Source organism: Acidisarcina polymorpha (genome assembly GCF_003330725.1).
Taxonomy (GTDB): Bacteria; Acidobacteriota; Terriglobia; order Terriglobales; family Acidobacteriaceae; genus Acidisarcina; species Acidisarcina polymorpha.
Genome location: NZ_CP030840.1, coordinates 2,418,621 through 2,438,932, shown reverse-complemented (window position 1 = coordinate 2,438,932; position 20,312 = coordinate 2,418,621). Strand labels below are relative to the sequence as shown.

Below are 20,312 nucleotides of genomic sequence, written 5' to 3'. Positions count from 1 at the left end.
AAAAGAGCTTTAGCGTTTCCTTAGCACGTGCGCTTCCAAAATGTACCTGACTGGAAGTTGCTCATTCGGATAGAAGTTCCGACTGCGGGGATTCGAGAGCGGAGCGAGGTTGTCTCCACTTTTTTGAATTAGCTATGAAAAACGGCAGCAGGAATTTCGTTGCGTTGGCGGGAAGGGGCCGCATTAACTCCCGGGGGTGGGAGATGGCTTAAGTTAGGCGGTGGCAGAAGGTTCATGAGGGGCTGCAAGCAGCGGATCCTGCTGCTTCTTAGGGAACTAATCGGGCCGCCTGGGTGGCGGCCCGATTCTAGTGTGTCAGGTTAGAACTGGAGGGAGAGGGAGAATTGGCCAAATCGGCGTTCGTCGTTGACGCCGCCATCTGCTCCGATTCCACCCTTCGAGGCGGTGATGGGTAGGGGCACTCCCGGGCGCTGTTGGACGCTGAGGGGCTGAGTGAAGTCTTGAACGTTTGCCACGTCGTTCAGGCCTTGTTGGATATAGAGATTGTGGTGGTTGAGGATATCGAAGCCTTCGGCGCGGAAGACCAAGTTGACCTGTTCATGAATGGGGAAGGTCTTGCTAACGGCAGCATCGACGTTCCACGCCCCTGGTCCGCGGAAGGCATTGCGGGAGGTCATGGCAGCGGGATAAGGTCCCCAGTCTGAAACCGTGAGGGGTTCGTTTCCTGCCGCGTTGACGGCTGGGGTATTGGTGGCGTCGTACCACGCCTGATTGAGGAAGGAGAACGACGCGGGTAAGTTCCCTACGTTGTAGGCGTTGGTGCCACCGCCGTTCACGCCCGACGGGATGGACTTAAAAGTGTGCTTGGGAACCACTCCACCGTCCGGAGTATATCGCGCGACATTGTAGCCGGTGTTGTTAAAGGTGGTGTCGTAGTAGCTGAAAGGGGTTCCGGTGCGAACCTGGTAGATACCGGTGATCTGCCAGCCGAAGAGGGCTTGCTTGAGGGCGCTGTGTCCATTCGCAAACCATGGGGTGCGATAGATCGGGGCGATCACGAGCCGATGGCGAATGTCGAGATCGCTGGTGCCATGATCGAGGGCTGGATTAAAGGGATTGGTATATCCCAAGCTGAATTCGTTATTCGTTTCGGAGAAGGTGGTGCTCAGGTCGTCCGTTGCATGAGAGAGAGTGTAGTTAGCAACGAGGGTAAGGCCGGTGCGGTGGAGGTTGGAGCTTTGAAACTGGATATTCATGGCGTGATAGTAGGAATCGGCGCCTGAACCGCGGTTGTTGGTGTTGGAATACTGGGAATTTAGCCGGGTGAGGGCAGGAATCGTCCCAGAAGGGTCGAGCAGGGAATCGCCGAGCAGAGCATTGCCGCTACCGAGGCCGTTGACGTTCTTGATGTCGTAGAGATGGAGGCCGCGAGCGCCTGCGTATTCGAGGGAGAGGACGGTACCGGCGCCGAACTGGTGTTCGAGGGCGGCGCTGTAGAACTGGGTTTGTGCGGTCTTGATGTTCTGGTCGACGTTACGGAGGCTGGTGGGGGGCAGCGGAACGCTTCCAGACGCTCCGGCAAGTGGGCCGGCATTGGAGTTGGTGACGGGCGTGCCGTTGATGATGATGACGGCGTAATTCGGCGGATTCTGGATGACGTTGAAGGTCACATTGCCAAAGTTGCGCTCATAGCTGATGCCGTAACCGCCGCGGACAGAGGTCTTGCCATCGCCGAAGATGTCGTAGGCGAAGCCGATGCGGGGCGAGACGGTCCCGTAGGAGGGATTCCAGAGGGAGTGAATGGGACTGGTCGGGGTGGTGAAGACCTGGCCGGTGCGAATGCCCTCGGGATCGAGGTTGCCGTCGCCGTAGTAGAAGTTCGAATCGAGGTCTTTATGGTTGTTGTGCTGAACACCGTAATATTCGTAGCGAACGCCGTAGTTAAAGGTGAAGCGCGGAGAGACCTTCCAGGCATCCTGGCCGTAGACGGCCCAGTCGTGAAAGCGTTCGCTGCGAGCGAAGGAGGGAGCCGAGGCGGGGAGATTGATGGAGCAACCTGGAGTCTGGGTCAAGTCGCCAGTGTATGGGTCTCGGACGCAGGGCAGGGCTCCCGCTGGATTGACGGCGGCTTCAAATTCGAAAAGATTGCCGGTGCCGAGAGCGGCCAACCCCTTGGTGAGTCCCTGGCCTAGCTGTTCGTTGGCTTGAGCGTAGGCTCCGTAGGCGTTGTTGTCCTGAATGTAAAGGATCTGGGCTCCGTACTGCATGGAGTGTTTTCCCTTGATGACATCGAGGTCGTGATTGATCTGGACGGTGTTCTGCGGGCCGCCGTAGGGGAGACCTCCGTTGGCGGGATTGGTGTCGTAGAAGCCGGGCAACTGGATGAAGGTCGAGGTTCCCGGAATCTGGGCGTTTGGCGAAACGATCAGCGTGGGGGTGTTTTGCAGGGCGGTGTCGTAGGCGTAGGCCGTATTGAAACGGCTGAAGCTGAGCTTAGTGTTCGAGACCAGGCTGGGATTGAAGACATGGGAGGCGCTGAGCAGATAGGCCTGGTTTTGGACGGTCTGGCTGACGTTGTATTGAGAATAAGGAGAAGAGAAGACGCTTCCGGCCTGGTCGGCCTCGTTGTAGTCGACATAGCGGAAGAAGACCTGGGTCTTGTCGCTGAGGTTGTAGTCGAACCTTCCGAGGATGTTGTAGGTGTTCTGTGGTAAGCCGCCGCCTGCGTCCCCTGGAGCGGTGAAGGTCGTCGTGCCGAGAACGGGAGTCGCTGCGGGCAGGGTAGCGATGCCCAGATCAGCGGCGCTGTAGGTGGTGTTGAGATTGAAGGTGTTGGCGCCGTAGGCGGCGAAGTAGGCCTGGATGTTGGCCGGAGCGACGGCCAGGTATTGCGGCGTCGGAACAGCAGCGGTCGAGACGGCGGCGCTCCGTACACGGGTCCATTCGGTGCTGCCGAAGAAGAAGAGCTTGTCCTTCAGGATAGGGCCGCCGACGGCGAAGCCGAATTGATTGCGGGTGTACTGACCTTTGGGAATGCCTTCCTGAGAGTTGGTCACAGTGTTCGAGGTGTACGCCGCGAGCCGGTTGAATTCCCAGGCGCTGCCGTGAAATGCGTTGGTTCCGGCCTTGGTGGTCACGTTGACGACGCCGCCGGAGGCCCGGCCATATTGGGGCTCGAAGTTGCTGGTGACGATGCGGAATTCCTGGACGCCATCGATGGGCACCTTAATGCCGACGCCGTCGCCGAAGACGGTGATATTTTCAACGCCATCCAAGAGGATTTCAGTGCCGGTCGAGCGCTGACCATTGATATTGAAGTTCACTCCGCGGAGGGTGGCGTTTTGAGAGTTGCCAGCAGCGGAGTTGTCGCCGCCGGAGATGTTGCCGGAAAGGGCGACGAAGTCATAGGGATTGCGGGTGAGGCTGGGGAGCTGCGAAATCTGCTGCTGATCGACGACCTGGGAGAGTTCCTGGGTCTGGGTGTTGACCTGGGCTCCGCCCTCGCCAACGACCTCTACTTCGGTGGTTCCTTGACCGAGGGTGAGTTTTGCATCGATGGTGGTGTGGCCACCAACCGTCACGGTCACTCGGGAGACAAAGCTTTTGAAATTTTCCGCCGTGATGGTGAGTTCGTAGTTGGCGGGGGAAAGATCTGAAAGCAAATAAGTTCCGTTAACGCTGCTGTGTTCAACTCGGGTGGCATCTGTGCCCAGATTTTTGACGGTTACGGTGGCGTTGGCGACGAGCGCTCCGGATGGATCGGTGACCGTTCCCTCTATTTGGCCGGTGTTGACTTGGGCGATGGCGGTGGAGCTGAGGGCAAATCCGAGGAGCATTGCAGCGGCGAATACTGTTTTGCAGAAACGTAGCATTGATCCCTCTCGAGTGCTTTGTGATCTTTTCTCTTATGCTGGGGTGCACTCCAGCTTCTTCCAAGCAAAAGTTACTGGGACTGCTGTTTATGAATGTAGCGGTAGGGCGTGTAGGGGTCGGTGTTGCACGTTGTGCACCAAAGCTTGCGACGCGAGGAAGTTGTTTGTTTTTGCCGCACTTTGTGAATCGGCTGTAGAGATCCATAAAGGGAATCTCCAGTTTTCTGGATTGCCTATGAGATTGTGTAGATGATTTATCTGAATTTTCATTGATCCTTGTCCGGACAGGCGTGTTAAGGCGGGATTTAGACTTTTGAGGTGAAGGTGATGATTGCGGCAATCGCAGGCCGGGGACGTGCGACGGCCTTCGACGCCCTGGCGGACGTTTATTTGAGTCGACTGGCCGTCTATACACCGGTCGAGGCGAAGACCTTTCGCTCCGAAGAGGCCTTTCTGGAGGCGGTCGCGGGAGGGCGGACGAGGACGGCTCCTCGCGTCGTGCTGCTGGATGGGAGGGGAAAGATGCTGTCGTCGGCGGAGTTCGCCGGTTTTATCGGGGGACAGCGGGATGGCGGAGCGCAGAACCTGATCTTCGCGGTGGGACCGGCGGACGGATGGTCGCAGGTGGCCGTGGACTCCGCCGGCGGCCGGGCCGGAGGGTTGGTGTTGTCGCTGGGGGCGATGACGCTGCCGCATGAGCTGGCGCGCGTGGTGCTGGTGGAGCAGGTGTATCGGGCTTTCACGATCCTGGCTAACCATCCCTATCATGGAGGGCACTGAACGGAGTACTTGGGCCGGAGGCATGGCGGTGGAGAGACGGTGATGGATGTTTGCTGCTTCGAATCCATTACACTGAAAGCTTGCGAGCGAATCGTGGCCCAGAGCGCAGGAGATCGCCGGATGGCATGATGTCGAGAGCGAAAAACGTCGAATTCCGCGGATGGCTGGAGATTGTAGCGCGAACTTTTTGTTAGGTGCAGAGCCGGTCCAGGACTGGCGGCTCCGGAGGTTTCCTGGTCTGGACACAGTCGAGGACAGGGGAAGGCGGGGCATGGGAAGTCGAGGCACAGATGGCATGGTTTAAGCGGCAGGGAGAGAACGGCGCCGATGGCGAGTTGCCGGGAGAGAATGTGGAGAGTGGCTTCTCTGATGCCTCTTCTGGTTTGCCGGAGCCGAGCGTCAATGGCAGCGAAAAGCGCGTCCGCACCGAGGGCCTTTGGACAAAGTGCGATGGCTGCCGTTCGGTGCTATGGAAGGCGGACCTGGATGCGAACATGCAGGTTTGCCCGCGGTGCGGAAAGCACTTCCGGTTCGGGGCTCGGGAGCGGATCGAGAGCCTGCTAGAGCCGGGATATGAGTTGGTCGATCTGGAGTTAAAGTCAACGGATCCACTGAATTTTGTGGATTTGAAGCCGTATCGGGCACGGCTGCGCAAGGCCCAGGATGAGACCGGGCTGAATGACGCGATTCTCAATGCGACCGGCCATCTCAGGCATCACGCGGTGGTGCTGAGCGTGATGGAATATGCATTCATTGGCGGAAGCATGGGCGCGGTGGTCGGGGAGACGATCGCCCGAGCGGCCGATCGATCGCTCGCGACCCGGCATCCTTTAATTATCGTAGCGGCATCAGGCGGAGCGCGGATGATGGAGGGTATTGTGAGCCTGATGCAGCTGGCCAAGGTGTCGGCTCGGCTGGGCTTGTTGGACGATGCGGGGATACCCTACTTGTCGGTCCTCACCGACCCGACGACCGGCGGAGTGACAGCGAGCTTTGGGATGCTGGGCGACTTGAATATTGCCGAGCCAGGCGCGTTGATTGCGTTTGCGGGACCGAGGGTGGTGGAGCAGACGATCCGGCAGAAGCTGCCCGACGGATTTCAGAGGTCGGAGTTTTTGCTCGAGCATGGGATGCTGGACGCGGTGGTCGACCGCCGGGAGTTGAAGGGATATTTGAGCCGGGTACTGGATTTCATGGGTGGGGATACGCGGAAGACGGAGTAGCGTTCGGTTCGTCCTCCTACTTTGGAATCGTTCTCCTATATATGAGGATAGGGTTTGATCGAAGCGCTTCCCTCCGCAGCTAAAGCCGCCATTGTCTTTGGTGTCGGTATGGCACGGCTGAAGACCGTACCGCTTCAGTCGGTGGACTTCGTTGGGGCTCCTACGAGACTTCGTTGGTGTCCCTTAAAGAATGGGTGGGAGGATAGCAGAGATTGAGGGGATTTGAGGATTGGGCGGAGCTGGAAAGCGTGCCTTCCTTTGCGTTTCGCCTCGCAATGCTCGGCTAGTGGCTTGAAAAACGATGCTTCTGCCGGTAGGTGCGGCCGGTGGGGCTGAATCAAGGATGACGGCGCACGCTACTTGGTTCTGCAGCGATTCCAAGATGCTGCAGGTACTCAGAATCGGAACTTAGAGGCACGATTTATGTCTTATGAAGCAGCGATCCAGGGGCTGCAGGCGCTGGCCGGGGAGTTGGTGACGACTCCTGGGGCGGCACGGCGGGAGTTTCGCCTGGAAGACATGCGGATTCTTCTGGCGGAGTTGGGAGACCCTCAGCTGAAGTTTCCTTCGGTATTGATTGCGGGCACAAATGGGAAGGGTTCGACGGCGGCGACGCTGGCGAGCATCCTGGCGGCGGCAGGGTACAAGACTGGACTGTTTACCTCGCCGCATCTGTCGCGAGTGAATGAGCGGGTGCGGATCCTGGCGGGAGAAGAGCCGGGAGACAGAGCAAAGGGGACGCAGACGGCGGGAGAGATCCCAGATAACGACTTCGCGGCGCTTTACTTCCGGGTCGATGAGGCGGCGGCGCGGCTGGTTCGTCAGGGGCGGCTTTCCGAGCATTCGAGCTTCTTTGAGACGGTGACGGCGCTGGCCTTCCTTCACTTTGCCGAGGCGGCGGTTGATATTGCTATTCTCGAGGTCGGGATGGGAGGGCGGCTGGATGCTACCAATGTGGTCGAGCCGCTGGTTTCGGTGATTACCGATATTTCGCTCGATCATACGGAGTGGCTGGGCTCGACCATCCGTGCGATCGCGCGAGAGAAGGCGGGGATATTGCGGGCCGGCGGGACCATGGTGACGCTGCCGCAGCACCAAGAGGCGAACGAGGCCCTGGGAGAGATTGCAGTCGCACTTGGTGCAAGGGGAGTGAGTGCGGCGGAGTATGTTCCGGCGCCGGGGACGTTCGGCAGAGATGGGCATAATCGCTATCCGGTGAGCGTGCTGGGGGAGACGGTCGAGATTGATTCGCCGCTGCCCGGGCAGCACCAGCAGCGCAACTTAGCGCTGGCGATTGCCGCGGCGGTCGAGTTACGTAACAGCCATGGTTACAAATTAGATGCTTCTGCTATTTCCCAGGGGGTCCATACGGCGCGCTGGCCTGGGCGGCTCGAGTTGTTCCCGGGTGGAGGCGAACGCGCGGATGTGGTGCTCGACGTGGCGCACAATCCGGCGGGTGCATGGGCGCTCCGTTCGGGAATTTCCGAGATGCCCAGCCTCGAAGATCGGGCATCCAAGACGCTTATATTTGGCTGCCTGAAGGACAAGGCGCTCGAGGAGATGGCGCAGATTCTCTTTCCGCTGTTCGACCGGGTGCTGGTGACGGAAGTGAATTCTCCGAGGACGGCTTCGCTTGAGCAGATGATGAGGGCAGCCGCACTGACGGGTTCTTTGGCAGAGGCAATGCCGAATGCCGAGACTGCCTTGCAGCGGGCCTATGAGATAACACCGTCGGCGGGTTTGATTGTGGTGGCCGGATCGGTTTACCTGGTCGGGCAGTTGCGTGGCGAGTTGGCGGGAGTGCGCACCTGATGGTGGACGCCCCTACACCGCGGCCGGATCCGCTCCCGTTCGGTACGCGGATGCTGGGAAACCTGGTACAGGCTCCGCTTTTTTTCGCTGCAACTGCTTTCTTCGGGACGCTTTCGCTTACGGCGTCGCTATTTGAGAGGGATGGGAAGCTTCAGCACCAGATTGCGCGTATTTGGGCAGCGACCTCGATGCAGATCGCGCTTTCACCCGTCACAATAATTGGTGAAGAGAAGCTGCGGGTACATCGGGCGGCAGTTTACGCGGCCAACCATTTGTCTTACATGGATACGCCGGTGCTGTTCAGCGCCATTCCTTTTCAGTTTCGCATCCTGGCGCGTCACTCCCTGTGGAAGGTACCGTTTATTGGCTGGCATCTGAACCGGTCGGGGCAGATCGCTGTTAATACGGAAAGTCCCTCCATCAGCAGCTTGAGCGGCGGAGTCAAGGCGCTGAAGGCGGGAATGCCGCTGATTGTTTTTCCTGAGGGCGGCCGAAGCCGGGATGGGCGGCTTTCCACATTCATGAGTGGTCCTGCATACATGGCGATCCGCGCCCAGGTACCGCTGATTCCGCTCGCGATCGTCGGGACCTATGAATTGCTGCCGATGCACACGCGGCACTTCTTCCCGCAATCGATCAAGCTAGTTGTCGGTGACCCTTTAGACACCTCAAATTGCACGATTCGACAGGTGGAGGAGCTGACGGAGCGGCTCAAGGAGGCGATTACCCGACTGTATTCCGCGCATGCGGAGAGGATTCCCGCCAGCTCCGGTGGTGTAGACCTGGATACTGCTAACGGTAGAGCGCGGCAAAGTTGAGAAGTACCGGAGAAGTGGACAGTTCTATGGAGGAAGATCATGAACGATGCTTTACATTCTCGACTTAGCAGCTCTGAGGTGCGGATTGCGTTGCCTGAGCCGACCTCAACCGACGCAGCGTACAACCAGCGTGCTTGGGCGCCTTACTTTCATTCGCTGATGTCATCGGGCGCGGTGGGAGTGCCAATTCCTTTGGATGGAACGCGGGCGACGATCGAGAAGCTGATGGCATCATGCGTGGGGGTTCTCTTACCGGGCAGCCCGGCCGATGTGGATCCGCGGAAGTATGGGGCGGTTCCGGCTGCGGAGTGCGCCAAGCCCGATGTGGCGCGGCAGGAAGTGGATGAGTTTCTGCTGGAGACTGCTTATCGCGAGGGAATTCCTCTTCTAGGCATCTGCTATGGATTGCAGGCGCTGAATACATGGCGCGGCGGTACGCTGGTCCAGCACCTTCCGGCAGTGACGAAGGTGGATCACGACCCTGGACCCGAGGTGCTGAGCGCACATTCTGTGCGGTTGACCGCGGGGTCTAGACTGGAGACGATTCTTGGAGCGTCGACCGATCTGGTCTCGATCGTCGAGCCGAGTGTACCGTCGGCAACGGTGGTGAACTCGAGCCATCATCAAGGAGTGGACTTGCCGGGCGAAGGTCTCATCGTTAGCGCCCGTTGTGTCGAGGATGGAACCATTGAGGCGCTCGAGGCGGAGTCGTCCGGGACTGCGGACCAGTTCCTGGTGGCTGTGCAGTGGCATCCGGAGCGGAGCTTTGACTCGAGCGAGGCGTCGCGGCATTTGTTTAAGGCGTTCGTCGATGCGGCGGTCCAATATCGCTCGCGGGTATCGGCTGCTTCGATGGCTGGATGAGTCTCGGCGATGCAGGGTGCTGTGACGGCGGAGACAATCAGGGAAATGGTAGCGGGCGCCGGGCTGCTGCCTCTCAGCCGGGCGGCTGCAGAGGGTTTCTCGAAGTACTTTGAATTACTGCAGCGTTGGAATGCAAAGCTGAACCTCACTGCGATCCGGTCTAACGAAGAAATCCTCCGCAGACACTTCCTAGAAAGCATCTTTTGCGCACAGGGCCTTCCTGAAGGGGTTGGAACGCTTCTCGATTTCGGCTCGGGTGCGGGTTTCCCCGGGATTCCGGTTGCGCTATGCCGACCTGAGATTCAGGTGACGTTGGCTGAGTCGCAGGGGAAGAAAGCGAGTTTTCTTCGGGAAGCTGTTCGGGTCTTGGGACTTTCTGCAGAGGTCTTCGGGAGGCGCGTCGAGGAGATGGCGCCGGAGAGAAGATTTGGGGTGGTGACTCTGCGGGCAGTCGACAAGATGGAGTCTGCGATTTCAACCGCGGCCGAGAGGGTTGGTGATGCTGGTTGGCTGGTTGTTTTAGCAAGCTCGTCCTCTCGGCTTCCCGATGAGTTTGACGGCTCTGAAGTGCGGATACCGTGGCTCGAGCATGGGGTTGTCTTGACTGGACGACGAATGTTCCACGTGGAACAGCTACCCGCAGATCTAGATCATTCGGTAGAGCTGGACCGCGATCCATCCAAGTAGCCTATTTCTCTATTTAGGAGTGCGCACAACGTTCCACGTGGAACACCTTCCATATAGAACAAAGAAGATCTAGTCTCGAGTCGGCCTTCTCTATCTTTTGTGGGAGACAAAAGTTAGCCTCCCTCTGGGCGGGCTTCTTGAGTCACTGGCCCTTTGCGAGGGAAGTTTTCCACCGCTTATCCTTTTCCAGCACACGTCGGGCGGAACATCGAGAATTGCCGCAACCTCCACGTTCTATGTGTCTTGCGGCGGTATTGGCGAAGTCGCGAAGGAAGTTCTCCACAGCAAGGGACGAGTTCTTCACAGGCGCTCTCGATTGCTTTCAGAAGTGCGTGCCCGGTAGTCTTGCAGGACATGGCTCGAGTGTTAGCAGTAGTCAACCAAAAAGGTGGCGTGGGTAAGACCACTACGGCAATTAACTTATCGGCAGCCCTGGCGTTGGAGGGCCTTCGATGCTTGATTATCGATTGCGACCCTCAAGCTAATTCGACGGGGGGGTTTGGATTTGCCCGGGACGATGAGCGGGAGTCCGTGTATGACGTGCTTGTTGGCAACGCCTCGTTAGCTTCGACTTCGCTGCAGACGGAGATCGAGACGCTCAGGCTCGTGCCTTCCAGCAAGAACCTGATCGGCGCCAATGTGGAACTGATCCAGGTAGAACGGCGTGCCTACCGGCTCAAAGAGGCCGTCGATGCGGTCCGAAAGGATTATGACTATATTTTGCTCGACTGTCCGCCGGCGCTGGATTTGCTCACCCTGAACTCGCTGGTGGCGGCGGACCGGTTGCTGGTTCCCATGCAGGCAGAATATTTCGCGCTCGAAGGCATTAGTGAGCTCATGAACACGTTGGAGCGAGTGCAGAGCACATTTAATGCAGATCTCCAGATTGAAGGCGTGCTGCTAACGATGTATGACGACCGAACGAATTTGGCCCAGCAGGTCACTGAGAATCTCCGAGAATTCTTCAAGGAAAAGCTGTTAAAGACGGCGATTCCGAGGAATGTCCGGCTCGCGGAAGCCCCGAGCTACGGGAAGCCGGTACTTCTGTATGACGCGAAGTCCCGAGGAGCGGAGAGTTACCGGGACCTCGCGACCGAGATTCTGGCGAGAAACGATGTCGAAAGTCCGCGAGCGAAAGAGCGCAAGGCCGCCGCGGAGAAGGCGCGAAACTCGGTCAAGGTGAAGTTCTGGCCCTATGGATGACGCAGAGTGCATTCTCTATTTCTCCTCAACGACTAATGCATAGGACTTCAGAAGTACAGGAGACAGATATGAGCAGCGGCACGACGGCGGCTGGCAATGCGGAAAGCCCAAAACGGCGAGCGCTTGGAAAGGGTCTTGAATCTTTGCTTCCTCTTCGGCCGCGGCCGGCAGAGGCTACGCCGCCGGCGGTTGAAGCAGCTGAGCCGGTTGAGACTGGCAGGCCGAGAGAGATTGCTGTTGGGTTGATCGAACGCAATCCGTTCCAGACGCGGACGCGCTTTGACGAACAGCAACTGGATGAGCTGGCAGCGTCGATCGCGGCGACCGGCGTGGTACAGCCGATCCTGGTACGGCCCCTGGGCGGCGACCGGTTCCAGTTGATTGCGGGGGAGCGGCGCTGGCTGGCTTCGCAGAAGGCGGGGAAGACTACCATTCCTGCGATGATCCGGGCTGTGTCTGATGAGCAGGCGATGGAAATGACGATCGTCGAGAACCTGCAGCGGACCGATTTGAATCCCATGGAGCAAGCCCGGGCATTCGAGCGGCTGACGCGCGAGTTCAAAATGACGCAGGAGCAGATGGCGCAACGCACCGGAAAGAACCGGGCATCGATCTCCAACTTTCTGCGCCTGCTTCGTTTGCCGGTTGAGATACAGGGCCGGGTCGAGGCCGGCGAGTTGAGTTTTGGCCATGCGCGGGCCCTGTTGGCGATTGAAGATCCGGCCATGTTGATCAAGGCCGCTCAGAAGGTGGGGGCGCTGTCGATGTCGGTACGGCAGACGGAGACTTTTGTGCAGGGGCTGCTCTATCCGGAGCTAAAGGCGAAGGACGAGGAGAAGAACAAAGCTGAGGCGGTGGATCCCAATGTCCGGGAGGCGCAGGAGCGCTTACAGCGGGCCTTAGGTTTGAAGGTGAGGATCCACGACAAGCAGGGGCGGGGGCAAGTGGTGATTGAGTATGCGCGGCTGGAGGACTTTGATGCGCTACTCGAGGCGATTGCTGGCTAGGTGGTTTGCTCCTGTTGGTGAAGATTGTCCCACTCAAGCCAGAGAATGGCTTGAATGGGGATAGCCGGATCAACGTGGTGCTTCTGGGCTTGGCGCTGGCTGCGGAGGGTGGATGGTACTGGTCGACGTGGCGGCGATTTCGAAGAGCTATGCCGGGGCTGGCGGCAAGCGCATATTTGTAACCGATGCTGTTACTTTTTCGATCGAGCGGGGCGAGACGCTTGGCCTCGTAGGAGAGTCGGGTTCGGGAAAGAGCACGGTGGCGCGGATCCTCTTGGGCCTGATTGAGCCTGATGCGGGGAAAGTGTTCTTCGATGGGCTTGCGGTTACTGGAGCGTCGGGCGCGGAAATGCGTCGTCTTCGGCGGCGTATGCAGCCAGTCTTTCAGGACCCGTTTGCTGCTTTGAATCCAAGGATGCGAGTCGCGGAGATCGTCACGGAACCGCTCACCATTTACCGTCGGGAAGCGGGGGTGGATGGAAGCCGGACAGGTCTACGACGGCAGGCCTCGGAGTTGATGCGAGCGGTGGGCCTGGATGAATCCGCGTTGGGGCGGTACCCGCATGAATTTTCTGGCGGCCAGCGGCAACGCATCAATATCGCTCGAGCCCTGGCGCTAAGGCCGGAGCTGTTGATTCTGGATGAACCGGTGTCGGCGCTCGATGTAAGCGTGGGGGCGCAGGTGGTGAATTTGCTCCGCGATTTGCAGCGGGAGTTTCACCTGACCTATCTGTTCATCTCGCACTCGATGCCGCTGGTGCGGTATCTCTCGACCAATATTGCCGTGATGCGCAACGGAAAGTTGGTGGAGATTGGAAGATGCGAGGATATTTGTAACCATCCCAGTGACGAATATACAAAGTCTTTGCTGGCGGCCACGCCGGCGATGGCTTGACGGGGGATATTGGCGCTACATTTGTAGCTGTCACAGTCACTAATCGGGGTTCTTCCTGACAGGTGGGCATCGCCGCTGGAATGGGTTGACCTCCTCTGGGATTGTGGCTTCCCGGGTCCTTCGCTTCCTTTAGTCGCTCAGGATGACACAACTTGCGGAAAGGGACTTGCTCGATTCGTCGCGGGCTAGGCCTACAACAGCTTCCCGAGTCCCATCCGCCAGGTGAACCCACTTTGCTACTAGCGATGGCCGGCCCGGATCCTCGGTCGTTAATTCTAATGTTCAAATGAAGCGTTTTGTTGCAGGGCTGTACGCCTTTTTCATTTGCGGCGCACTTTTTGGGCAAAGGCCAGTTTGGCAACCCTCCGCAGGTCATCCTCAGGTTCCGATTTGGCCTGGAGCCGTGCCGGATCCTCAACTCACTTCTGGTCCCGAGTTCGAAGAGACCACGCCAAAGGCGTGGCAAGGTACCGGCAGGCCCGTGACTGGGATCAGCAACGTCACCCGTCCCACAATGACGGTGTACGGACCAACCGGCAGCAACACGGGCGTGGCTGTGGTGGTGTTTCCCGGCGGAGGGTACCAGGGCTTGGCGATCGACCTCGAAGGAACGGAGGTCTGTGATTGGTTAACGCCGCGGGGCATTACGTGCGTCCTCTTAAAGTACCGAGTCACTGACGTGGGACCGTACCCGAAGTCGGGACCATATCCCGAGTCCCCGATGGCTCTGGAAGACGCTCAAAGAACGATTGGTCTTGTACGCTTTCACGCTGCAGGACTTCATGTTGACCCCCATAAGATCGGGGTTCTCGGGTTCTCGTCAGGCGGTCATCTGGTGGCGGCGGTAAGCACACACACTCAGCGTATTTACCCACTTGTCGATGCGGCTGATAAGGTGAGCTGCAGACCCGACTTCGCGATTCCCATCTACCCTGGTCATCTCTCATTATCGGCAGCAGAATGGGACACTCATCAAGGCAGGACCAAGTATTCCATACCGCAATCTATTCTGAAATCCTGCCAGAATCATGAACTCTGCCTTAACCCCGAGATTCCGGTTACAAGCCAGACACCGCCCACGTTTTTGCTCCAGAGCGAAGACGACCATGTTGACAATGTCGACGATGCGCTTGCGTACTATATTGCTCTGAAGAACGCAGGCGTTCCGGTCGAGATGCATCTGTATGCGCAAGGCGGACATGCATTTGGACTTCGTCGCACTAACTTGCCCATAACGGACTGGCCTGAGCTAGTGGACAAGTGGCTCAGTAGTATCGGCATGACCCACTGAAGGTGCAGCGCGAACATAGACAACGCCTGACGAGCCAGGAACTCAGCGTCGCTAGGAAGCGTGCGTAGCGGGAAAGATTGAGAAATTCGGACGAATTGCCATTCACTCGTCCTGAATTGATCTGGAGCGGATATTAACGGGCGCCGTTATCAGCGCCCCTCACTCCATCCAGGTAAAGGATAGCGCCGCTAGAAAACCTTTCGTCGTCCTGAATCTTCCAGCATTTGCGCCGAATCTTATGTAGCGTTGCTAGATTTACTAAAGGAGCTATTTCATGCACACCACCGTCCCTCTCGCTGTCGCAGTTCTGCTCGCCGCCGGGATCATCATCATCGGCAGCTTCTACATCGCTTCGCCCGAAAAGATGACGGGGTCCTTCGGCCTCAAGCTTCCCTCACCGGATCCGGACACTCGCGCGTGGCTGCGCCTCAAAGGTATCCGGGACATCGTATCCGGCCTGGTCGCCCTTACGCTGATGCTTACAACGAATTCGCGGACCGTGGGCATTGCGTTTCTCGTCGAGTCCCTCACCGCGTTCGGCGATATGTCGAACGTACTTGGTTCGGGCGGCTCAAAGCAGGCAGCCTTCTCCATTCATGGCGTGACCTTCACTGTCATGGTCATCACGGGCCTGTTCCTAATTCAAGTCTTTTGAACCCAAGCCTTGGACACCGGCATGTTATCTCTTTAACACGGTGTGGCATCTTAGACGGAGGGAGCCGCTGAGCTCACTCGTTCCCGCTTAGGCGAAGGCGAACTGCCATGCAGGTTCCCCTGCCGAGGGTGCTCTGCGCGGTCAGAGTGCCGCCGTGCGAGGTTGCGATCCATCTAGCGATTGGCAGGCCCAGACCTGTTCCCTCGGGATCAAAGAAGCGCGCGTTTGAGGCGCGATAGAAGCGGTCGAAGATATGCGTTAATTCCTCGGGAGGAATCCCGATGCCGGTATCGGTCACTTCGATCAGGGCTTCGGGTTTCTGTACACGCAGGCTGAGCCGGACCGATCCATTGGGCTCGGTGTAGCGGCAGGCGTTCTCAATCAGAATGAGGAGCATGCGTCGCAGATTTGCCTGATCTGCATGGATGACGACGGGCTGATCGGGGACTTCCATTGTCCATTGCAGACTGCGGCTTTCGGCAAGCACTCTGCTGCTTGCGTCCAGCTCCGCTAATAAGGATCGCAGCTCCAACTCCTCCAGATTCAGCTGCTCGGTGTCAGCATCAGTCCGGGCGAGAGTCAACAGTTGTTCGATCAGGGTTGACGTGGACTCCGACTCACGCAGGATCAATCCAACCATCTCCCTCAACTCCGCACTCGAGCGCTCTCGTTCGAGGATGACCTCGGCTGTGGTCCGGATGACGGTGATGGGAGTGCGCAGCTCGTGCGAAGCGTCTGCGGTAAAGCGCGTGACTCTTGTGAAGGCCGACTCCAGCCTGGCGAGCATTGCGTTGATGGTCTCAGCGAGCTGGCGCAGTTCATCCTGCGCGGCTGGGACTGGGATACGCCTGGATAGGCTGTGTTCCGAGATGTCGCGCGTGGAATGGACGAGGTCATGGACGGGCTTCATCGCTCGCCCGGTGAGCCAATAGCCACCAAGGCCGGCCAGACAGACGATGAGCGGCAAGCCGGCCCATGACCACTTTCTAAATGTTTCCAGAATTTCGTAAAACGGGTTTACGTCGGTGGCGACTTGAATGCGATATGCGTTGCCTTGCAGTTGAACAAGAGATGCCAGTACGCGAACGTCGCTGCTGCGGCGATAGTAGGTGGTGAAATTTCCCTGGTCGCGGTGGTGACGGTAGTGATGATAGAGCTGGTTTACGTCGAGCGGCACCTGAAGTTCGCGCATAGCGGGTGACTGGAAGAGCATGGCTCCGGAGACATCACTGATCTGATAGAGCTGGTCGCCTGGGCCCAGTGCAGCCTCTGCTGGAAGCGGCTGCGACCCTGCGGCGACCCGGGGTGGATTGTAATGTTCCAGGAAGCGTATCAGTGTGTCGCTCCGCGCTTCGAGCTGCGTGTCTACGGTGTCTTCAATGGCCCTCTGTATACCGAAGTACACTGCGAAGAAGGAGACTGTGAGGGCGGTCGATATCACGACCAGGTACCAGGCCGTAAGTCGAACACGAATGGGAGGCGGTTTCATGGTTGGACACCGCTATCCATGCGATAACCGACACCACGAACTGTTTCAATCAAACTCTTCTCACGATCGACGTCGATCTTGGTACGTAGAGCGCGAATGAAAACCTCCAGCGTGTTCGCGGCGACATCCGGATTATCGCTCCAGATCCGCTCGAGGAGGGCTTCTCGCGTGAGCACATGACCTGCGCGCCGCATGAGGTACTCGAGTAAGGCGAACTGTCTGCGCGTAAGCATCAAGAGTACGTCTCCGCGCCTGACCTGACCGCTCCTGGGATCGAGAACAAGATCTCCTACCTGAAGGTCGACGTGTTTCACCGCGGGCCCCTTGCGTGCGACGGCGCGAAGCCGCGCCAGAAATTCAGCCATGGCAAACGGCTTGGTAAGATAGTCGTCGATGCCGAGGTCAAGCGCGGCCACGATGTCAGCGACCGTGTCGCGGGCGGTCAGCGCCAGAACTGGCAGCAGATGGCCTTTGTGGCGAAGACGCCGTATGACCTCAAGGCCATCCATGCGCGGCAACATAATATCCAGGACCATGACGTCGAAGAGACCCGACTCGGCGTGAGCCAATCCTTCTTCCCCCTCGAAGGCAAGAACGACGGTATTGCCTTTCTCTTCAAGGCTGGTCCTAAGCATGTTAGCGAGACTATGCTTGTCCTCCACAATCAGGATGTGCACGGGCGAGACGCCTCCTCTATCTTCATTATTAGTGAGAGACGCTTAGCCGGGTCTCAAGAGATGCTAGGAACTTCTAAGTCGTGTGTGGATGCGTCAGGTAGTGCTGTCTTAGGAGATCCTTGCCGTAATCATTTCCGTTGGGAGTACGCAGCACGGTGTGAATATGCTGGCGGGTGGGAGCGTCCGGATCCGCTGCGAATCGCGCAAGGTTGGCCGGCGTCTGGTGGTCGAATTCAATGACGACGACAGGGCTCTGGATGCGATAGTAGTAAACGCTGCCGGGTTCGATTCCGCCAATCCAGGAGAACCAGGTGTTGTCCAGGTGTTGGTCCACCTCGTTCATCTTCATGCGGGCATGGTCTTCATCCATGTTACTGACATAAAGCTGAACCAAATCACGCAGGCTCTGACGAGCGGGCGGCGGCAGTTCGTTCGCCCGGAGACCCGCGTAATCCAAAACGATGTTATCTTTGAATGCTTCGGTAAGGTTATCGTTGCCGGTCTTCGAGAACTTCAAGACCGCTCGCTGCTGCTGTAGTTGCGGCAACGATCGCACCAGGGCCAAGCCATCATTTTGTTCCTTCTGGAGGACAGATAGTCCCTTGTATTTTCCGGATGTGGCATGAGTCGGCTCTGAACCAAAGAACAGCGGGGTGGCGACAACCTGATCGCCAAGCACGAAGTAATTGAGGATGGCGTGCGGGCCCTGGAACTGCCATCCCCAAGGTTCCATCGCCGACGGCTTACCCATGATCGTGAAGTAGTATGCCCACTCGCCGGTGACGAGGTGATCGTCGATCATCTCGGCCAGTGTTTCGTTGAGGCGCATGATGTTGCGCGCCAGGTCGAAGCCCTTAGCGCTGAGCGAAGCGCGCATAAGAGCCATTGCAGCCTCGCGCTGGGGGGTTGTCATGTCGCGCATGCTGACGCCGCTCCGTACGTAGTACCCCTGATTTGCCCACTTTCGCCATTGCGGGTCATCGACCGGAAACACGGTGCGCACCAGTTGCTGATCACTCAGCGTGGCCATGTAGTGGGCTGCGGCGTTGCGCACGGCGTCCGTCGGGCATTGGGTCGGCGCGATCTTATACAGGCCGGGAATAATCGTTCCATTTGTGGTGATTCCTTTGAATGGATCAGCGAGCCCGACTCGCTCCATGACTTCGGAGTCGCGACGATAGCCTGCCGCCAGGTCGCCCTTATCGACCTCACCAAAGGCGTAAGGTGCGACGATGCTGGCGGCCAAGAGAGAGGTAATAAATTGCCGTCGTGTGGTCGATGTTTCGGCATGATCGTGCGCGTGAGCGTGATGGCCGGCGGGATGAACGAGTTCCATGTGCGTATCTCCGTGAGAAATCGATTGCTTCGACGAGAAGGCTAGCCGCATTTACTGAAGATTCCCTGTAGAGCCGCGAGGCGCTCCAATACAGGAGATCTTCAGGATGCTGCGCTAGGGTTTGCTCAAACGATTTCGAAGTCTCAAACGATTTCGATCAGCAGACCTATCGCATACCGGGCTCGGCAAGTAAGCGCCTGAACAGGGACGCAGTTCATTCGGAAGTGAAAAGGAGACTCCATGAGAAACCGTCTTATCTTGGGAGGCATGATGATATCGGCTGCACTCCATTCGAGCAGGGCAGCGTACGCGGCGCCCTCGGCGAATGCGACTTATGAAATGGTCACGAAGATAAAGACCGTGAGCTTCAACCTGCGGAACGATTCCAAGGTGGAGATGAAGGTCAAGGCTGGTGAGAGCGAGATCACGCTAGAACCGGGCAAAGCAGTTCCGGTGAAGCTTGCGATCGGCGAAAAAGTAGTTATGGTTGAAGATTCTCCGGGCCATCCCGCGGGCACGGTAGTCGTGGTCTCTGGATGGGAGCTGAACCACAGCACGGTCGTGTTTCGCTAGCGGCGACACTGCCGCGATGAAATCTCAGCGACTGCTGAACTCCACCGACAGAAAGTCCGGGCGCAAGGAGTACGCAGAAGCACGCAGGTAGAGGATGCGAACCATGAGAGTGGAGGCAAGCGTGAGCGAACAGAGTATCAAGCATCAAGGTATTAAGCACCAAGGTATTGAGCATCAAGGTCTTAACCATCAAGGGGTCGCGGTGAAATGGCCTGACTTTATCCGGCCCATGCATTATGGAAGCGTGCCAGATGTCGACGCGCGGTATTGGGCGGTGATGGCAATGGCCAGCGTCCTGGGCTGCAATACCGGCGACGACTGCTCATACTATTTCGGGTGGAATCACTGGATAGGTCTGGGTCCACTGGCGTTGATCTTTTTTGCGGTGCTATTTGGCGAGCGCCGTTCCTCGGTTCGAAGCCAGGTATGGTACTGGGGCGCCGTGATCGTGTTGCGCACTGCGGCCACCAACCTTGCAGACCTCGCCACGCACACCTTTGCTTTGCCATATCTTCAGGTGATCCGGGGACTGGCAGTTCTTCAGGCTCTGGTCGTCTGGCCGGTTGCACCCCGGCTGCTTGCAGCGGCTTCAGACAGCAAGGGGCGGCCAGCGACCGGTGGCTGGTACTGGCTTTCCTTGTTGACGGCGGGAACTTTGGGCACGGCGATCGGCGACTGGGTAGCCGATGAACTTCATCTCAGCACGGGCTATGGGACGCTGCTGCTGACCGCGATCTTCGGGCTTGTTCTTGCCCTGGGAAGGCGCGATGGATGGACCACCAAAGCGGCGTACTGGACGGCCGTCATCGCATTGCGGGCGGCGGGAACTACGGCTGGTGATTGGCTTGCCTTTCGGGAAGATCCAGGGCTGCACAACGGGCTGAACCTCGGTCTTCCGCTGAGTACCGCTGTCTCCGGCGCCATGTTCCTGGGATGCCTGTTTGCATGGAGAGCGCGGAAGCGAGGAGCATTTCGCAACTGACCGAGAGCACCCCTGCTGGTCGCCCGCGCTTCTCGTTTGTTTTAGAGCTTGTTGCTGTGTGCCTTCGCAGGATTAACGGCTCGAAGTTTACCAGGATCGGACTGGCGCTTATGTTCACCGCTAGATTGACACAGGTGATGCATATAACTCTTGTCTTACTGCCTTCAGCATCGAAGCCTTCGAAGCT

Annotated in this window: 17 protein-coding genes; 13 read left to right on the top strand and 4 right to left on the bottom strand. The window is 58.1% G+C overall.

The features are described 5' to 3' along the window. Window positions 1–320: 320 nt before the first annotated feature. Window positions 321–3,833 carry a TonB-dependent receptor gene (locus ACPOL_RS10565; protein ID WP_114207039.1) on the bottom strand — a complete coding sequence of 1,171 codons (3,513 nt, stop codon included), beginning with the start codon at window positions 3,831–3,833 and terminating at the stop codon, window positions 321–323. Window positions 3,834–4,160: 327 nt separating this feature from the next. Here ACPOL_RS10565 and ACPOL_RS10560 point away from each other — a divergent pair, with 327 nt between their 5' ends. The 11 genes from ACPOL_RS10560 (at window position 4,161) to ACPOL_RS10510 (ending at window position 15,068) form a co-directional block, all read left to right on the top strand. Next, complete coding sequence (locus ACPOL_RS10560) at window positions 4,161–4,613, top strand: 23S rRNA (pseudouridine(1915)-N(3))-methyltransferase RlmH (protein WP_114207038.1); 453 nt, start codon at window positions 4,161–4,163, stop codon at window positions 4,611–4,613. A 290-nt stretch (window positions 4,614–4,903) separates the two neighbouring features. Beyond that, window positions 4,904–5,836, top strand: a complete 933-nt coding sequence (gene accD / locus ACPOL_RS10555) for an acetyl-CoA carboxylase, carboxyltransferase subunit beta (RefSeq protein WP_114207037.1) — start codon at window positions 4,904–4,906, stop codon at window positions 5,834–5,836. A gap of 423 nt (window positions 5,837–6,259) precedes the next feature. Further along, window positions 6,260–7,648 (top strand): bifunctional folylpolyglutamate synthase/dihydrofolate synthase, encoded by a 1,389-nt coding sequence (locus tag ACPOL_RS10550; protein ID WP_114207036.1) that lies wholly within the window; start codon window positions 6,260–6,262, stop codon window positions 7,646–7,648. Further along, on the top strand, window positions 7,648–8,466 hold the full coding sequence (locus tag ACPOL_RS10545; protein WP_114207035.1) for a lysophospholipid acyltransferase family protein: 819 nt from the start codon (window positions 7,648–7,650) through the stop codon (window positions 8,464–8,466). Before ACPOL_RS10550 ends, ACPOL_RS10545 begins: the two co-directional genes overlap by 1 nt. Window positions 8,467–8,505: 39 nt before the next feature. After that, window positions 8,506–9,330 (top strand): gamma-glutamyl-gamma-aminobutyrate hydrolase family protein, encoded by an 825-nt coding sequence (locus ACPOL_RS10540; protein WP_114207034.1) that lies wholly within the window; start codon window positions 8,506–8,508, stop codon window positions 9,328–9,330. A 9-nt stretch (window positions 9,331–9,339) separates the two neighbouring features. Further along, window positions 9,340–10,017 carry a 16S rRNA (guanine(527)-N(7))-methyltransferase RsmG gene (rsmG, locus tag ACPOL_RS10535; RefSeq protein ID WP_114207033.1) on the top strand — a complete coding sequence of 226 codons (678 nt, stop codon included), beginning with the start codon at window positions 9,340–9,342 and terminating at the stop codon, window positions 10,015–10,017. Window positions 10,018–10,371: 354 nt separating this feature from the next. Further along, window positions 10,372–11,220, top strand: a complete 849-nt coding sequence (locus ACPOL_RS10530; protein WP_114207032.1) for a ParA family protein — start codon at window positions 10,372–10,374, stop codon at window positions 11,218–11,220. Between the two features lie 68 nt (window positions 11,221–11,288). Beyond that, the gene (locus ACPOL_RS10525) at window positions 11,289–12,227 is read left to right on the top strand and encodes a ParB/RepB/Spo0J family partition protein (protein ID WP_114207031.1); all 939 of its coding nucleotides are present in this window, start codon (window positions 11,289–11,291) and stop codon (window positions 12,225–12,227) included. Between the two features lie 112 nt (window positions 12,228–12,339). After that, window positions 12,340–13,122: an ATP-binding cassette domain-containing protein gene (locus tag ACPOL_RS10520; protein WP_114207030.1), complete on the top strand. Its 783-nt coding sequence runs from the start codon at window positions 12,340–12,342 to the stop codon at window positions 13,120–13,122. 403 nt (window positions 13,123–13,525) lie between these two features. After that, window positions 13,526–14,413, top strand: coding sequence for an alpha/beta hydrolase (locus ACPOL_RS10515; protein WP_236657383.1), 888 nt, complete (start codon window positions 13,526–13,528; stop codon window positions 14,411–14,413). Window positions 14,414–14,687: 274 nt separating this feature from the next. Then, window positions 14,688–15,068, top strand: a complete 381-nt coding sequence (locus ACPOL_RS10510; RefSeq protein WP_114207028.1) for a DUF4267 domain-containing protein — start codon at window positions 14,688–14,690, stop codon at window positions 15,066–15,068. 73 nt (window positions 15,069–15,141) lie between these two features. Here the strand turns inward: ACPOL_RS10510 and ACPOL_RS10505 are convergent, their stop codons facing one another. From ACPOL_RS10505 to ACPOL_RS10495, 3 genes are all read right to left on the bottom strand, one after another. Beyond that, complete coding sequence (locus ACPOL_RS10505) at window positions 15,142–16,557, bottom strand: ATP-binding protein (protein ID WP_114207027.1); 1,416 nt, start codon at window positions 16,555–16,557, stop codon at window positions 15,142–15,144. Next, window positions 16,554–17,234, bottom strand: coding sequence for a response regulator transcription factor (locus ACPOL_RS10500; RefSeq protein ID WP_114207026.1), 681 nt, complete (start codon window positions 17,232–17,234; stop codon window positions 16,554–16,556). The genes ACPOL_RS10505 and ACPOL_RS10500 overlap by 4 nt, the downstream gene beginning before the upstream one ends. Window positions 17,235–17,307: 73 nt before the next feature. Continuing rightward, on the bottom strand, window positions 17,308–18,570 hold the full coding sequence (locus tag ACPOL_RS10495) for a DUF3500 domain-containing protein (protein ID WP_161557288.1): 1,263 nt from the start codon (window positions 18,568–18,570) through the stop codon (window positions 17,308–17,310). 240 nt (window positions 18,571–18,810) lie between these two features. On the opposite strand from ACPOL_RS10495, the gene ACPOL_RS10490 reads away from it, so the two are divergent. Both ACPOL_RS10490 and ACPOL_RS10485 read left to right on the top strand, forming a co-directional pair. Next, a complete protein-coding gene (locus tag ACPOL_RS10490; RefSeq protein WP_114207024.1) occupies window positions 18,811–19,143 on the top strand; it encodes a hypothetical protein in 333 nt (110 codons plus the stop codon). A gap of 121 nt (window positions 19,144–19,264) precedes the next feature. Continuing rightward, window positions 19,265–20,125: a COG4705 family protein gene (locus ACPOL_RS10485; protein WP_236657382.1), complete on the top strand. Its 861-nt coding sequence runs from the start codon at window positions 19,265–19,267 to the stop codon at window positions 20,123–20,125. The last annotated feature ends 187 nt before the right edge of the window (window positions 20,126–20,312 follow it).

Coding starts and splice junctions, on each gene's coding strand:
- ACPOL_RS10565 (WP_114207039.1), bottom strand. CDS start 3,833: ATGCTACGTTTCTGCAAAACAGTATTCGCCGCTGCAATGCTCCTCGGA.
- ACPOL_RS10560 (WP_114207038.1), top strand. CDS start 4,161: ATGATTGCGGCAATCGCAGGCCGGGGACGTGCGACGGCCTTCGACGCC.
- accD (WP_114207037.1), top strand. CDS start 4,904: ATGGCATGGTTTAAGCGGCAGGGAGAGAACGGCGCCGATGGCGAGTTG.
- ACPOL_RS10550 (WP_114207036.1), top strand. CDS start 6,260: ATGTCTTATGAAGCAGCGATCCAGGGGCTGCAGGCGCTGGCCGGGGAG.
- ACPOL_RS10545 (WP_114207035.1), top strand. CDS start 7,648: ATGGTGGACGCCCCTACACCGCGGCCGGATCCGCTCCCGTTCGGTACG.
- ACPOL_RS10540 (WP_114207034.1), top strand. CDS start 8,506: ATGAACGATGCTTTACATTCTCGACTTAGCAGCTCTGAGGTGCGGATT.
- rsmG (WP_114207033.1), top strand. CDS start 9,340: ATGCAGGGTGCTGTGACGGCGGAGACAATCAGGGAAATGGTAGCGGGC.
- ACPOL_RS10530 (WP_114207032.1), top strand. CDS start 10,372: ATGGCTCGAGTGTTAGCAGTAGTCAACCAAAAAGGTGGCGTGGGTAAG.
- ACPOL_RS10525 (WP_114207031.1), top strand. CDS start 11,289: ATGAGCAGCGGCACGACGGCGGCTGGCAATGCGGAAAGCCCAAAACGG.
- ACPOL_RS10520 (WP_114207030.1), top strand. CDS start 12,340: ATGGTACTGGTCGACGTGGCGGCGATTTCGAAGAGCTATGCCGGGGCT.
- ACPOL_RS10510 (WP_114207028.1), top strand. CDS start 14,688: ATGCACACCACCGTCCCTCTCGCTGTCGCAGTTCTGCTCGCCGCCGGG.
- ACPOL_RS10505 (WP_114207027.1), bottom strand. CDS start 16,557: ATGAAACCGCCTCCCATTCGTGTTCGACTTACGGCCTGGTACCTGGTC.
- ACPOL_RS10495 (WP_161557288.1), bottom strand. CDS start 18,570: ATGGAACTCGTTCATCCCGCCGGCCATCACGCTCACGCGCACGATCAT.
- ACPOL_RS10490 (WP_114207024.1), top strand. CDS start 18,811: ATGAGAAACCGTCTTATCTTGGGAGGCATGATGATATCGGCTGCACTC.